Source organism: Belnapia mucosa (genome assembly GCF_016775475.1).
GTDB lineage: Bacteria > Pseudomonadota > Alphaproteobacteria > Acetobacterales > Acetobacteraceae > Belnapia > Belnapia mucosa.
The window spans coordinates 628,344-642,014 of record NZ_JAEUXJ010000001.1 but is presented as its reverse complement, the minus strand read 5'-3'; the positions used below and the strand labels follow the sequence as shown (position 1 = coordinate 642,014).

The 13,671-nt window shown below is 70.5% G+C and carries 16 protein-coding genes; 5 read left to right on the top strand and 11 right to left on the bottom strand.

Annotation, left to right across the window (positions count from 1 at the left end; all coding sequences use genetic code 11):
* Window positions 1–22: 22 nt before the first annotated feature.
* Window positions 23–661: a superoxide dismutase gene (locus tag JMJ55_RS03090; RefSeq protein WP_202824007.1), complete on the top strand. Its 639-nt coding sequence runs from the start codon at window positions 23–25 to the stop codon at window positions 659–661.
* Window positions 662–701: 40 nt separating this feature from the next.
* Here the strand turns inward: JMJ55_RS03090 and JMJ55_RS03085 are convergent, their stop codons facing one another.
* Window positions 702–1,667, bottom strand: a complete 966-nt coding sequence (locus tag JMJ55_RS03085) for a Bug family tripartite tricarboxylate transporter substrate binding protein (RefSeq protein WP_202824006.1) — start codon at window positions 1,665–1,667, stop codon at window positions 702–704.
* A gap of 128 nt (window positions 1,668–1,795) precedes the next feature.
* Here JMJ55_RS03085 and JMJ55_RS03080 point away from each other — a divergent pair, with 128 nt between their 5' ends.
* On the top strand, window positions 1,796–2,779 hold the full coding sequence (locus JMJ55_RS03080; protein ID WP_202824005.1) for a Bug family tripartite tricarboxylate transporter substrate binding protein: 984 nt from the start codon (window positions 1,796–1,798) through the stop codon (window positions 2,777–2,779).
* Between the two features lie 50 nt (window positions 2,780–2,829).
* Window positions 2,830–3,780: a tripartite tricarboxylate transporter substrate-binding protein gene (locus JMJ55_RS03075; protein ID WP_202824004.1), complete on the top strand. Its 951-nt coding sequence runs from the start codon at window positions 2,830–2,832 to the stop codon at window positions 3,778–3,780.
* Window position 3,781: 1 nt separating this feature from the next.
* Here JMJ55_RS03075 and JMJ55_RS03070 read toward each other — a convergent pair whose 3' ends face one another.
* Genes JMJ55_RS03070 through sdhC form a run of 4 tightly spaced genes read right to left on the bottom strand, consistent with a single transcriptional unit; the run spans window position 3,782 to window position 7,296 of the window.
* Window positions 3,782–4,564 carry a succinate dehydrogenase iron-sulfur subunit gene (locus JMJ55_RS03070; protein WP_202824003.1) on the bottom strand — a complete coding sequence of 261 codons (783 nt, stop codon included), beginning with the start codon at window positions 4,562–4,564 and terminating at the stop codon, window positions 3,782–3,784.
* 15 nt (window positions 4,565–4,579) lie between these two features.
* Window positions 4,580–6,403 carry a succinate dehydrogenase flavoprotein subunit gene (sdhA, locus tag JMJ55_RS03065; protein ID WP_202824002.1) on the bottom strand — a complete coding sequence of 608 codons (1,824 nt, stop codon included), beginning with the start codon at window positions 6,401–6,403 and terminating at the stop codon, window positions 4,580–4,582.
* A gap of 34 nt (window positions 6,404–6,437) precedes the next feature.
* A complete protein-coding gene (gene sdhD / locus JMJ55_RS03060; RefSeq protein WP_202824001.1) occupies window positions 6,438–6,836 on the bottom strand; it encodes a succinate dehydrogenase, hydrophobic membrane anchor protein in 399 nt (132 codons plus the stop codon).
* 13 nt (window positions 6,837–6,849) lie between these two features.
* Window positions 6,850–7,296 (bottom strand): succinate dehydrogenase, cytochrome b556 subunit, encoded by a 447-nt coding sequence (sdhC, locus tag JMJ55_RS03055; RefSeq protein ID WP_202824000.1) that lies wholly within the window; start codon window positions 7,294–7,296, stop codon window positions 6,850–6,852.
* A 152-nt stretch (window positions 7,297–7,448) separates the two neighbouring features.
* On the opposite strand from sdhC, the gene JMJ55_RS31505 reads away from it, so the two are divergent.
* The gene (locus tag JMJ55_RS31505) at window positions 7,449–7,580 is read left to right on the top strand and encodes a hypothetical protein (RefSeq protein WP_268885226.1); all 132 of its coding nucleotides are present in this window, start codon (window positions 7,449–7,451) and stop codon (window positions 7,578–7,580) included.
* Between the two features lie 113 nt (window positions 7,581–7,693).
* Here JMJ55_RS31505 and JMJ55_RS03050 read toward each other — a convergent pair whose 3' ends face one another.
* The 6 genes from JMJ55_RS03050 to JMJ55_RS03025 are packed head-to-tail and all read right to left on the bottom strand — an operon-like array spanning window position 7,694 to window position 12,378.
* Window positions 7,694–8,008, bottom strand: coding sequence for a DMT family transporter (locus JMJ55_RS03050; RefSeq protein ID WP_202823999.1), 315 nt, complete (start codon window positions 8,006–8,008; stop codon window positions 7,694–7,696).
* Between the two features lie 9 nt (window positions 8,009–8,017).
* Window positions 8,018–9,781 (bottom strand): ABC transporter ATP-binding protein, encoded by a 1,764-nt coding sequence (locus JMJ55_RS03045; protein WP_202823998.1) that lies wholly within the window; start codon window positions 9,779–9,781, stop codon window positions 8,018–8,020.
* Between the two features lie 10 nt (window positions 9,782–9,791).
* Complete coding sequence (locus tag JMJ55_RS03040) at window positions 9,792–11,003, bottom strand: CCA tRNA nucleotidyltransferase (protein WP_202824336.1); 1,212 nt, start codon at window positions 11,001–11,003, stop codon at window positions 9,792–9,794.
* Between the two features lie 2 nt (window positions 11,004–11,005).
* Window positions 11,006–11,257 (bottom strand): hypothetical protein, encoded by a 252-nt coding sequence (locus tag JMJ55_RS03035; protein WP_202823997.1) that lies wholly within the window; start codon window positions 11,255–11,257, stop codon window positions 11,006–11,008.
* 28 nt (window positions 11,258–11,285) lie between these two features.
* The gene (locus JMJ55_RS03030) at window positions 11,286–11,873 is read right to left on the bottom strand and encodes a CoA pyrophosphatase (protein ID WP_202823996.1); all 588 of its coding nucleotides are present in this window, start codon (window positions 11,871–11,873) and stop codon (window positions 11,286–11,288) included.
* A 10-nt stretch (window positions 11,874–11,883) separates the two neighbouring features.
* Window positions 11,884–12,378: a DUF1285 domain-containing protein gene (locus JMJ55_RS03025; RefSeq protein ID WP_202823995.1), complete on the bottom strand. Its 495-nt coding sequence runs from the start codon at window positions 12,376–12,378 to the stop codon at window positions 11,884–11,886.
* A 265-nt stretch (window positions 12,379–12,643) separates the two neighbouring features.
* On the opposite strand from JMJ55_RS03025, the gene JMJ55_RS03020 reads away from it, so the two are divergent.
* Window positions 12,644–13,666, top strand: coding sequence for an AAA family ATPase (locus JMJ55_RS03020; RefSeq protein ID WP_202823994.1), 1,023 nt, complete (start codon window positions 12,644–12,646; stop codon window positions 13,664–13,666).
* Window positions 13,667–13,671: the final 5 nt, after the last annotated feature.

Sequence of the window (13,671 nt, the reverse complement as noted above, 5' to 3'; positions counted from 1 at the left end):
ACCGACATAACGGGAGAGACCCATGGCCTTCAGCCTGCCCGCGCTGCCTTACGACACCAGCGCGCTCGCCGCCCAGGGCATGTGCCAGGAGACGCTCGAGCTCCATCATGGCAAGCATCACAATGCCTATGTCACCGCGCTGAACGGGCTGATCGAGAGCAAGGGCCTCGCCGGCAAGTCGCTGGAGCAGATCGTGGCCGAGGCCGGCAAGGCCGGCGCCGACGGCGCGCCGGTGCTGAACCAGGCCGGCCAGCATTGGAACCACATCCTGTTCTGGCAGGTGATGTCGCCGAAGGGCGGCGGGGACAAGCTGCCGGGCACCCTGGCGGCGAAGATCGACCAGGATCTCGGCGGTCTCGCCCAATTCAAGGAGGCCTTCAAGCAGGCCGGCGTGACGCAGTTCGGCTCCGGCTGGGCCTGGCTGATCGTCGGCGCCGACGGCAAGCTGAAGGTGACGAAGACCCCGAACGGCGCCAACCCGATCTCGACCGGCGAGGGCACCCCGATCCTCGGCGTCGATGTCTGGGAGCACGCCTATTACCTGGACTTCCGCAATGTCCGCCCGAACTACCTCGACAATTTCCTGAACAAGCTGGTCGATTGGGAAGTGGTCGAGACGCTGCTAAAGAATGGCGGCCTGAAGTCCGGCCAGAGCGCCTAATCCAGGGCTCGACGCAAGCTCCCCGCCCTCGTGCGGGGAGCTATTGCCCGACCCGGATGCCGGCGGTGCGGATCACCCCGCCCCAGACCTGCCGGTCGCCGGCGATCTCGGCCGCATAGGCCTCCGGGCTGCCCGGCAGCGGGATCCAGAAGAGCTGCGCCATGCGCGTCTTCATCGCCGGACTCTCCATCGCCCGCTTCACTTCGGCATTCCAGAAGCTGATCCAGCCGGGCGGCGTCCCCGCGGCGGCGACCAGACCATAGCCGACATCGCCGGTGAAGCCCGGCAGCACTTCCCGCACCAGCGGCACCTCCGGCAGGGCGGGGCTGCGTGTCTCGGAGGCGAAGGCGATCGGTCGCAGCTTGCCCTCACGGATGAAGGGCAGCGATTCCGGCAGCAGGCTGAAATAGAGGTCGGAATTCCCGGCCATGATGTCCATTAGCGCCGGCGTGCCGCCGCGATACTGGACCAGCTCCGCCGTAAAGCCAGCCTCATGCGCCAGCCGCGCCGCCAGCAGATGGGTCTGCGAACCAAGGCCGGACTGGCCGATATTCAGCCGCCCGGGATGCGCCCGGGCCCAATCGATCAGCGCCGGCAGGGTGCCATAGGGCGCATCGGGACGGCCGACCAGCAGCATCGGCACGCGGATCAGGTTGGTCACCGGCAGCAGCGCGCGGTCGGGATCGATCGGCATCGCCATCCCCGGCAGCACCGGCGCATTGGCCAGCACGGCGGTGGAAGCAATGCCGAGCACATGCCCGTCCGGCGGCGCATTCGCCACCGTCTGCATGGCGATGAAGGTGCCGGCGCCGCTGCGATTCTCGACGACGATCGACCGCCCGCCGAGCCGCGGCCCGATCGCATCGGCCAGCAGCCGGGCCAGGAGATCGACCGTGCCGCCAGGCGTATAGGGAACGATCAGCCGGACATCCCGGGTGACGGTCTCGGCGCGCGGCGCGACCGGCAGCGCGAGCAGGAGCAGAAGGACGAGGCTGCGGCGGCGCATGCGGCGTCTCCCATCGGGGCAGCCCGAGCTTAGGCACCGATGCTGCACCGCAGCAACAAGGATTGGTGTGTTTGCGCAGCGGCGGCCTGCGCTACTCACGCGGCAAGACCCGATCGGAGGAAACCTGGATGCCAACCCGCCGCAGCCTGCTGGCCGCGCCGCTCGCCCTGCCGGCCCTCATCCCCATGCGCCACGCCGCGGCCGAGACGCGCTGGGATCCGACCCGCCCGGTCACCATGCTGGTCGGCTTCGCCCCCGGCGGCGGCACCGACATCATTGCCCGGCTGCTCTCCCCGGCCATCCAAGCCGCGCTCGGCGCCGCGGTCGCGGTGGAGAACCGGCCCGGCGCCAGCGGCACCATCGCTGCCCTGGCCGGCAGCCGCGCCGCACCCGATGGCTATACGGTCTATATGAGTACCGTCAGCGCCTCGGCCGTGGTACCGCCGCAGATGAACCCGCCGCCCTTCGACATCCATCGCGACCAGACGGCGATCGGCCTCGCCGCCACGGTGCCGCTTGTGGCGGTGGTGCCGGTTTCGGCGCCGGAGCGCGACCTCCAGGGCCTCATTGCCCGGGCGAAGGAGAAGCCGGGCGCGCTGAACTACTCCTCCTCCGGCGTCGCCACGCAGCAGCACCTGGCGGCGGAGCTGCTCTCCATGGCGGCCGGCATCCAGATGACGCATGTGCCCTTCCGCGGCACCGGCCAGGCGGTGAACGAGATCCTGGCGGGGCGCATCGACCTCGCCATCGACACCTTCCCCACCTACCTGCCGCATATCCGGGCCGGCCGGGTTCGGGCGCTGGCGACCACCATGCCGGAGCGGATCGACTGGCTGCCCGATCTGCCGACCGTCGCCGAGAGCGGCTTCCCCGGCTTCGACGCCAATGTCTGGTACATGCTGATGGGCCCACCCAACCTGCCGGAGCCGGTGCTGTCGCGCTGGTCGGCGGCGCTGAACACGGCGCTCCAGGACCCGGTGCTGCGGCCGCGCATCCGCGAGGCCGGCTTCATCCCGGGGGGCGGCAGCCCGGCCGATGCGGCCGCGCTGCTGTCCCGCGATGCCGAGCGCTATGGCACATTGATCCGCCAGGCCGGCATCCGGATCGAATAGCCACCCGCCGCGCGGCGGTGCAGCATGGGCGGTCTGCCGGAGATCGCCCGATGCGCCGCCGCCCGCTGCTGCTTGCTGCCCTCGCCGCCCCTGCTTTCGCCCGCGCCCAGGGCTTTCCCAGCCGGCCGGTGCGGCTGGTGGTGCCCTTCGCGGCCGGGGGCATCATCGATGTCGTGGCCCGCATCCTGGCGGAGCCGATGAGCCGAAGGCTGGGCCAGCCCGTGGTGGTGGAGAACCTGCCGGGCGCCGGCTCCTCGATCGGCGCGCGGGCGGTGGCGCGGGCGGCGCCGGATGGGCACACGCTGCTGCTCTCGGGTGCGGCGCATGCGGTGCTGGCGCCGCTCTATCCCGATCTCGGCTTCGACCCGCTGGCGGATTTCGCGCCCATAGCCTTGCTGGGCGATCAGCCCTTCGTGCTGGCGGTGCATCCCGGACTGCCGGCGCAGGATGTGGCGGCGATGCTGGCCTGGCTGCGGGCACGGGGCGAGGCGGCGAATTTCGCCACCACCGGCATCGGCGCCGCATCCCACCTTGCCGGGGAATTGCTGAAATCCCTGGCCGGCGTCGCCTTCACCGTCGTGACCTACCGCGGCACGCCGCAGGCGGTGACCGATCTGGTCGCGGGACGTGCCGATTTCATGATCGATAGCCAGACCCTGCTGGCGCCGTTGGCGCGGGAGGGCAAGGTGCGGGCGCTGGCGGTGACGACACCGCGTCGGTCCCGGCTGCTGCCCGACCTGCCGACGCTGTCGGACTCAGGGGTCGCGGGCTATGCTGCCTCCTCCTGGCAATCACTCCAGGCGCCGGCCGGAACGCCAGCGCCCATCCTCACCCGCCTCGCTGAAGCCGCCACGGCGGCGCTGGCCGAGCCCGCGGTGCAGGCCCGCTATGCCGAGGCGGGGGTGGAGCCCCCGCCTGCCGGCGATGCCGGCGCCTTCATCCGTGCCGAGGCCGCGAAATGGGCGCCCATCCTCCGCGCCACCGGCGCGCGGGCCGGCTAGCTCAGCTCTCGCGCTCCACCATCATCTGCTTGATCTTGCCGATGGCCGCGGCCGGGTTCAGCCCCTTCGGGCAGGTCCGGGCGCAGTTCATGATGGTGTGGCAGCGATAGAGCCGGAACGGGTCCTGCAGGTTGTCCAGCCGCTCGCCCGTCGCCTCGTCGCGGCTATCCGCGATCCAGCGATAGGCCTGCAGCAGCACCGCCGGGCCGAGATACCGGTCGCCATTCCACCAATAGGAGGGGCAGGCGGTCGAGCAGCAGAAGCAGAGGATGCATTCCCAGAGGCCGTCGAGCTTCGCCCGCTCGTCCTTGCTCTGCAGCCGTTCGCCATCCGGCGGCGGCGGCGTCTCGGACTTCAGCCAGGGCTCGACGCTGCGGAGCTGGGCGTAGAGCTGCGACAGATCGGGGACCAGATCCTTCACCACCGGCAGATGCGGCAGCGGGTAGATCTTCACATCGCCCGTGCTGTCCTCGATCGGCTTGAGGCAGGCGAGGGTGTTCAGGCCGTCGATATTCATCGAGCAGGAGCCGCAGATGCCCTCCCGGCAGGAGCGCCGGAAGGTCAGCGTGGTGTCCACCTCGTTCTTAATCTTGATCAGCGCGTCGAGGACCATCGGCCCGCACTTCTCGAGATCGATCTCGTAGGTGTCGGTGCGCGGGTTCTCGCCGCTATCCGGGTCCCAGCGGTAGATCTTGAAGGACTTGACGTTCTTCGCCCCGGCCTCGGCCTTGAATGTCTTGCCGGGCTGGATCGTCGAGTTCTTCGGCAGCGTGAAAGTAGCCATAGGGGGTGCGGTCCTTCAGTACACGCGCGCCTTGGGGGGGAAGACCTGGACCTCATTGGTCAGGGTCCGCATCTTCACGTCGCGGTAGTCGAGCTTCACCGCGCCATCCTCGCCGACCCAGGCCAGGGTATGCTTCATCCATTCGGCGTCGTCGCGCTCGGGGAAGTCCTCATGCGCATGGGCGCCGCGGCTTTCCTTGCGCGCCTCGGCCCCGACCACGGTGGTGATCGCATTGCCGATCAGGTTGTCGAGCTCCAGCGCCTCGACCAGGTCGCTGTTCCAGATCAGGCTGCGGTCGGCGACGCGGATATCCGCATAGCCCGCCTGCACCTTCTTCATCTTCTCGACGCCCTCGGCCAGCAGGTCCGAGGTGCGGAAGACCGCCGCATGGGTCTGCATGGTGCGCTGCATATTGCCGCGCAGCTCGGCCACAGCGGTATTGCCCTTGGCGTTGCGGACGCGGTCGAAGCGGTCGAGCGCCTTCTCACCGGCGCGGACCGGCAGCGGCGGCTGGGCAGCGCCCGGCTTCAGCGTATCGGCGGCCCGATGCGCCGCGGCGCGGCCGAAGACGACGAGGTCGAGCAGCGAGTTGGTGCCGAGCCGATTGGCGCCATGGACGGAGACGCAGGCCGCCTCGCCCACCGCCATCAGGCCGGGAACCACGCGGTCCTGGTCCTGCGCGGTCGGATTCAGCACCTCGCAATGGATGTTCGTCGGGATGCCGCCCATGTTGTAATGGACGGTCGGGAGCATCGGGATCGGCTCCTTGGTCACGTCCACGCCGGCGAAGATCTTCGCCGTCTCGGAGATGCCCGGCAGCCGCTCATGCAGCAGGTCGGCGCCGAGATGCTCGAGATGCAGGTGGATGTGATCCTTCTGCGGCCCGACGCCGCGGCCCTCGCGGATCTCCATCGACATGGCGCGGGAGACGACGTCGCGCGAGGCGAGGTCCTTCGCCGTCGGCGCATAGCGCTCCATGAAGCGCTCGCCCTCGGAGTTGGTCAGGTAGCCGCCCTCGCCGCGCGCGCCCTCGGTGACGAGGCAGCCGGAGCCGTAGATGCCGGTCGGGTGGAACTGGACGAACTCATTGTCCTGCAGCGGCAGGCCGGCGCGCAGCACCATGCCGCCGCCATCGCCGGTGCAGGTATGGGCGGAGGTGCAGGAGAAATAGGCCCGGCCATAGCCGCCCGTCGCCAGCACCGTGGTCTGGGCGCGGAAGCGATGGATCGAGCCATCCTCGAGGCACCAGGCGGTCACGCCGCGGCACGCGCCTTCCTCATCCATGATGAGGTCGAGGGCGATGTATTCGACGAAGAACTCGCAATTGTGCTTCAGCGACTGCTGGTAGAGCGTATGCAGGATGGCATGGCCCGTCCGGTCGGCCGCGGCGCAGGCGCGCATGGCCGGGGTCTTGCCGTAATTCTGCATATGGCCGCCGAAGGGTCGCTGGTAGATCTTGCCATCCTCGGTGCGGGAGAACGGCACGCCGTAATGCTCCAGCTCGATGATGGCCGGGATCGCCTCGCGGCACATGTATTCGATCGCATCCTGGTCGCCGAGCCAGTCCGACCCCTTCACGGTGTCGTACATGTGCCAGCGCCAGTCATCCTCGCCCATATTGCCGAGCGCGGCGCCGACGCCGCCCTGGGCGGCGACGGTGTGGGACCGGGTCGGGAAGACCTTGGTGATGCAGGCCGTCTTCAGCCCTGCCGCGCCCATGCCGAAGGTGGCGCGCAGCCCGGCGCCGCCGGCCCCGACCACCACCACGTCATAGGTGTGGTCGACAATCCGATAGGCGCCGCGGGAGGGCCCGATCGGGTCCTTGTTGATCGCGTTCATCGCTCTCGATCCATTCTTGTCCGGTGGGCGCCGCTCAGACCGCGATCTTCAGGACCGCGAGCGCCGAGGCCAGCGCCAGCAGCACACAGATGGCCTTGACCGCCAGAATGCCACCCAGCTTGACCCATTCCTGGTTCGCATAATCCTCGAGGATGACCTGCACGCCGGAAGCGAGGTGATGGAAGGTCAGCCCAATGGTCACCAGCAGCAGCACGGCGTTCCAGGGGCGGCCGATCCAGGCCACGGTCTCGACATAGGAGGCGCCGGCGAGAGAGGCCGCGGCGAGCGCGAACCAGATCGTCAGCGGCAGCAGCGCCATCGAGGTGACGCGTTGCATCCACCAATGATGGGTACCGCCCTTGGCGGAACCAAGCCCCCGCACCCGGCCGAGCGGGGAGCGCATGGTGGTGTTCTGGGCATATTCGTTGGCCATGGCGACGCGCTCCTCAGGCCCAGGCGATGATGGCGATGAGCCAGGTGAGCACGGTGGCGACCGCCGTGCCGATCAGGACCCAGCGGCCGGTCCGGTAGGTGTCCTGGATCTGGTAGCCATAGCCGGCATCCCAGGCGAGGTGCCGGACGCCGTTCAGCGTGTGGAACCAGGCCGCCGCGGTCAGGCCGAACAGGCCGAGCAGGCCGAGCCAGGAGGACATGAACCACTGCACCTGGGCGAATGCCGCCGGGCCCGCCGCGGCGGCGACCAGCCACCAGACCATCAGCAGGATGCCGACCGACCAAGCAATGCCGGTGATGCGGCCGCTGATCGACAGCGCGCTGGTCAGCTGCAGCATATCGTACACCTGCAGGTGCGGCGAAAGCGGCCGTTTCACCGGCGAGCCGTCCGAGCGGCGACCGGCCATGGTCGCCTCGCGCGAATCCTGCATGATCGACATCGGGTCATTCACTCCGGGAGTGCAGGCGCCGCAAAGGGGGTGCGGCGCGTCTCGTCTGCGGGTTATTATTGTGCCCTGCGGCATAGCGTCAATTGCACCACCGGGTTCATCGCGGACTCCCATCCGGCTTCTAGGAATGATATCCTAGAAACATGGTCGATTCCCAGCCTCCCCCGCCGCCCCGCCGGCCGCTCTCGCAGCGCCTGCAGCCCTGGGCGGAGTTTCTCTACAAGATGATCGTCGCCAGCGCGGCGGCGATCGCGATCTGGAAGGGCCTGCGCTAGACCATGATCCGCGATCATTGGATCGCGGATCATGGTTCAGGCTTTTATTTTGTCGCATGATTCACGCCTCCGGCCGTTCCAGCCTCCGGCGATCACGCTCCAGGCACCTTCCTTCAGGCAGATGCCTTCAGCCCCGCGACTCCGGCGAGGATGAGGGCGAGGCACAGGATCCGGGCGGCGGTCGCCGGCTCCCCCTCCACCGTCATGCCCCAGAGGGCAGTGCCGGCGGCCCCGATCCCGACCCAGACGGCATAGACCGTGCCCATGGGCAGCACCTGCAACGCGCGGGACATGCAGTAGAAGCTCACCCCCATCGTGGCGAGGGTGGCGATGCTCGGCAGCGGGCGGGTGAAGCCCTCGGTGTATTTCAGCAGCACCGCCCAGACCACCTCGAAGCCGCCGGCGATCGCCAGCCAGGTCCATGCCATGATCTCTCCTCAACCCGCCGGCGCCGGCTCGGCCACACCGAATTGGGTACGCACCAGCCGGGCATAGAGACCATCCGCCGCCATCAGCGCCGCATGGCTGCCCTGCTCCACCGCCCGGCCGTCCTGCATCACCACGATCCGGTCGGCCTCGCGCACTGTCGCCAGCCGATGGGCGATGACCAGCGTGGTCCGTCCCTGGCGCAGCCGGGCCAGGGCGGCGGCAACCAGCGCCTCGTTCTCGGCATCGAGGGCACTCGTCGCCTCGTCCAGCAGCAGCACCCGCGGGTCGCGCAGCAGGGCCCGGGCCAGCGCCACCCGCTGCTTCTGCCCGCCCGAGAGACGCCCGCCGCCGGTGCCGAGCGACGTCGCATAGCCTTGCGGCAGGGCAGCGATGAAGTCATGCGCCGCTGCCGCCCGCGCCGCCGCCTCCACCTCCGCCTGCGTCGCCCCTGGGCGGCCGCAGGCGATATTGGCGAAAGCGGTGTCGTCGAAGATCACCGCATCCTGGCCGACATAGGCGATGGCGTCGCGCAGGCTGGCGAGCGTCACGCCACGCACATCTGCGCCATCCAGCCGCACCGCCCCCGCCGTTACGTCATGCAGCCGCGGCACCAGGGCGAGCGCGGTGGACTTGCCGGCACCCGAGGGCCCAACCAGCGCGACCGTCTCGCCCGGCTCGGCGGTGAAGCTGAGGCCGGCGAGGGCGGCATCGGCGCCGCCCTCATAGCGGAAGCCGACTGCATCGAATTCCACCCGCCCGCGCCCGGCCGGCAGCGCCACCGCGTCCGGCGCTTCCTGCACCCGGCGCGGCCGGTCCATCACGGCGAAGACGCGGGAGAGGCCCGCCAAGCCTTCCTGGAGGGCGGCATTCAGCGACCCGAGCGCCCGCACCGGGCGGGAGGCGATGAGGAGCGCGGCGACGAAGCCGGTGAATTCGCCCACCGTCCCCTGCCCCGCCGCCACCCGCCAGCCGACAAAGGCCAGCACGGCGGCGACGGCGAGGCCGCCCAGCGCCTCCAGCATCGGGTCGAGGCTGGCCCGGGTCCGGGCGATGCCATACAGCGCCTCCCGCAACCCGGCGAAGGTGCGGGCGGCGCGCGCTTCCTCCTGCGCCTCCAGGCGGTAGGCGCGCACCACCCGGGCGGCGCCGAAGCTCTCGGCAAGTTGCGCGGCGGTTTCGCCCATCCTCTCCTGCATGCCGCCCGAGGCGCGGCGGATGCGCTTGCCGAGGCGGAGGATCGGCACCACCGCGATCGGATACATCACCGCCGCGATCAGCGACATCTGCCAGTCCAGCCACACCATGGAGGCGATGAGGCCGATCACGGTCAGGATATCGGCCGCGCCGTTGATGGATTTGGTCAGCGCCTCGCGGATGGCCGCCGCATCGACGGTGAAGCGGCTGGCCTGGCGGGCCGGCGCCTCGCCGGCGACGCTCGCCAGGTCGGCGCGGGTCAGGGCGTGGAACAGGTCATTCTGGAGGCCCTCGATCACCCGCAGCACCACCGCCTGCACCGCCACCGCCTGGCCGTATTGCGCCAGCGCCTTCAGGCAGGTGACGGCGATGATGACCGGCGGGATCAGCCAGGCGATCGAGGCATCGCCGCGGGAGAAGCGGTCGAAGCCCTGCTGGATGACGATCGGGTAGAGGGCGGTGAGCCCGGCCAGCAGCAGGGTGCAAAGGATGGCGAGCACGATGCCGCGCCGGTGCCGGACGAGATAGTCCCGCGCCAGGCGGTGGATCAGGGCGCGGGAGGAAGCGTCGAGGGCCATGGCCGGCGGTTTACCCGCTCGGCCCCGCCGCAGCCAATTGCCGCAGATGGCCGAGGCAGGCCGCATGGTCGGCGAGGCAGCCGCCGGCCAGCCACCAGTCACGGGTGGCGGCGAGCAGCCTCCCCATGGAGGGCCCCGGCGCCACCCCGGCCGCCAGCGCATCCCGGCCCTGGAGCGGGAAGACCGGCCGGGGTTCCGCCGCGATCCGCTGGCGCAGCCCTGGCCAGCCCTCGCCGCCCATCGCCGCCTCGGCCAGCCAGGCACGGTCGAGGACGGAGGCAGCGTCGCGCGCCGCGAGCAACCGACGGAGATCGTCATCGGACGCGCCGGGCTCGGGCCGTGGCTGCCGGGCCATGTCGAGCAACAACGCCCGCTCCTCGCCCGAGAGGCGGAGCCGGGCTGCCAGCCGCTCCGCCGCATCGGCGGGAACGAGGGCGGCGATGCGGAGCAGCGGCGCGGCCGGGGCGTCGGCCGCCACCAGCCGGTCCAGCCGGGCAAGGTCCGCCCCCTCCGGCAAGACGGCCGGCAGCACACCGGTCGCCGCCATCAGCGCCAGCGCCGCGCGCGGATCGGGCGCGGCCAGCAGCCGCTTCAGCTCCATCCAAACCCGCTCGGGCGAGAGCCGTGCCAGGCCCGGCACTGCGGCGCGAATCGCGGCGATGGCCACCGGATCGGGCTCGCCGCGGCCATAGCGGGCCTGGAAGCGGAAGAAGCGCAGCGCACGGAGATAGTCCTCGGCCAGCCGCGTCGCGGCCTCGCCGACGAAGCGGACCCGGCCGGCCGCCAGATCCTCCCGCCCGCCGAAATAATCCCAGAGCTCGCCCTTGGCCGAGAGCGACATGGCATTGATGGTGAAGTCGCGCCGCGCTGCGTCCTCGCGCCAGTCGGTGGTCCACTCCACCTCGGCATGCCGGCCATCCGTGGCGACATCGCGGCGGAGGCTGGTCACCTCCACCGGCTCCCGCTCCAGGACCGCGGTGACGGTGCCATGCGACAGGCCGGTCTCGAAGACCTTGAGCCCGGCGGCGCGGAGGCATTCGGCAACGGCGTCCGGCGGCAGCGGGGCGGCGACATCCACATCCTGCACCGGTCGTGCGGCCAGCAGGTCCCGCACCGCACCCCCTACCGCCCGCGCCCCGGGCAGGGCGGCGAGCACGGCGGCCGGGGCGCCCCGCGCCAGCAGCGCCGGCGGCGGGATCCGCGCGGCGGGCGGGTCGGCCATGGTCACGGACGCGGCTCCGCACCCGAGGGCAGAACCCGGCCGTCCGGGCCGAGCCGGGCCGGGACATAGACGGTGCCGGGCTCCAGGCTCACGCTGAAGCCATACCAGACGGCACCGGCCATGCCGCAGATCACCCCGGCCAGCAGCAGCCAGACCGCCGCCGCCGGCACCACCGGCCCCGGCGACAGCCGGCGCCACAGCGCGAAGAGGAGGAAGGGCGCCAGGACCAGAAGGATTTCGACGAGATAGGGCAATTTGTCTCCAGCCTCGGGCGCGGCCAGCTCAGCCCCGCAGCACCTTCGCCAGGTTCACCAGGATCGCCGCCGTAGCACCCCAGATATAATGCCGCTCATGCGGCCAGACCCAGAATTCCCGCGCCCGGCCGCGGAACTCGGCCTGCCGCCGTTCGGGGGCCGCGGGGTCCAGCACAATGGACAGCGGCAGCTCGAAGGCTTCCTCCACCTCGCCAGGCTCGGGCGTGAGGTTGAGTGGCGGCAGCACCAGCCCGACCACCGGGGTGATGCGGAAGCCGGTGCCGGTCGCGTGATGCGGCAGGCGGCCGAGCAGCTCCGGCAGGCGGGGATCTAGTCCCACCTCCTCCGCCGCCTCCCGCACTGCCGCCGCCTCCGGCGTCTCGCCGGCCTCGATGCGGCCGCCGGGAAAGCTCACCTGCCCGGCATGGGAGGACATCTTCGCGGCGCGCAGCGTCAGCAGCACCGTCGGCTCGGGATGCAGCACGATCGGCACCAGCACCGCGGCGCTGATCATCCGGTCCGGCCGCAGCCCCTCCGAATCATCCGAGGCGGTAACACCGGCCCGGGCCAACGCCGCCGGGTCGGTCATGCGGGCCGCAATCTGGGCCGGACTCATGCCGCCATGGTCACTCGGCCGCTGCCTCCAGCGCCTGCACCTCGTCGATCGGGAAGAAGACGCCCTCGGACCAGACGCCCAGCATCTCCCGCCCACCGATCATCTCGGTCTGGCCGAGCGCCACGAGTTCGTAGAAGACGGCACGGCTGATCTTCGCCTCCAGCCCCGGCCGGATCGTGACGTAGGGCCGCGGCTCGCGGGTCACCGGGCAGAGATGCACCCGGATCGGATGATCGGCATCCGCGGTCACGATCTCGTCGAGGCTGGTGCGGAAGCTGAGGCATTGCCGCGGCGTGCCATCGCCGCAATCGCAATCCTTCCAGCACATCTCGACCGCGACGAAGGGAACGTCCTCGACCTCGATCCGGCCGCGCTCCACCGGCGTCTCCAGCCAGTAGCTGCCATCCGCCTCGCGCCTCAGGACGCTGGCAAACAGGCAGACCAGCTCCTTCCGGTTGATCGGACTGCCCTGGTAGTACCAGGTGCCGTTGCGGTCGATCCGCATATGGAGGTCCTGGGGCTGCGGTCGAGGCCGCCCCGGCTTCGATACCTTGCCCGTCGCCACGCGCTTCGCGCACCCGGCGTCCTGCATCGCGGCCCGGCCGATCACTCCGTCCTGCACGCCGCCCTCCCATTCACCGCTTTGTCCGCGCCCTGCGACACCATAGGCTACTGCCGCTCCCTGTCCGGAGACGCGTCGTCTCGACGCATCGTCTCCTGGAGTGCCTCGTCTCCGAGGCACTGGGGGCCATATAGGGATCATGCCCGGGATGATTGAAGTGGCGGATACAGGATTGGGTAACCCTTCGACGGATCCCGCCCATCTGGTCGCGGAGGTGGAAGCGCTCGGCGAACGGCTGCGCCTGGTCCGCGACTCGATCGGCCGCGTCATTTTCGGGCAGCAGGCAGTGGTGGACCACACGCTGATCACCCTGCTCTCGGGCGGCCATGCGCTGCTGGTCGGCCTGCCCGGCCTCGGCAAGACCAAGCTGGTCGAGACGCTGGGGGCGGTGCTCGGGCTGGATGCCAAGCGGGTGCAGTTCACGCCCGACCTGATGCCGGCCGACATCATCGGCTCCGAGGTGCTGGAGGAGAGCGAGGCCGGCCGCCGCGCCTTCCGCTTCCTCCCCGGCCCGGTCTTCTGCCAGCTGCTCATGGCGGATGAGATCAACCGCGCCAGCCCGCGCACCCAATCCGCCCTGCTCCAGGCGATGCAGGAACAGCGCGTGGCCGTGGCCGGCGTCGTCCACCCGCTGCCCGCCCCCTTCCATGTTCTCGCGACCCAGAACCCGATCGAGCAGGAAGGTACCTACCCCCTGCCCGAGGCGCAGCTCGACCGCTTCCTGCTGGAGGTCGAGATCGGCTACCCGGACGAGGCGGCCGAGCGCGCCATGCTGCTGGCCACCACCGGCGCGCGGGAGGCGAAGCCCGTCCAGGCTCTCAGCGGCGCCGAGCTGATGGCCGCCCAGGCGCTGATCCGCCGCATCCCTGTTGGTGAAAGCGTGCTCGACGCCATCCTCCGCCTCGTCCGCAATGCCCGGCCGGAGGGCACGCCGATCGAGAGCCTCCGACGCCAGCTCGCCTGGGGCCCGGGCCCACGCGCCGCCCAGGCGCTGATGCTGGCGACCCGCGCCCGCGCCGTGCTGGATGGCCGCCTCGCCCCCTCGGTCGAGGATGTGCTGGCCCTGGCCGAGCCGGTGCTGCGGCACCGCATGGCCCTCACCTTCTCGGCCCGCGCCGATGGCGTCCAGATCGCCGAGGTGATCGAGACGCTGAAGGGACAGATCGCCTGAACCCC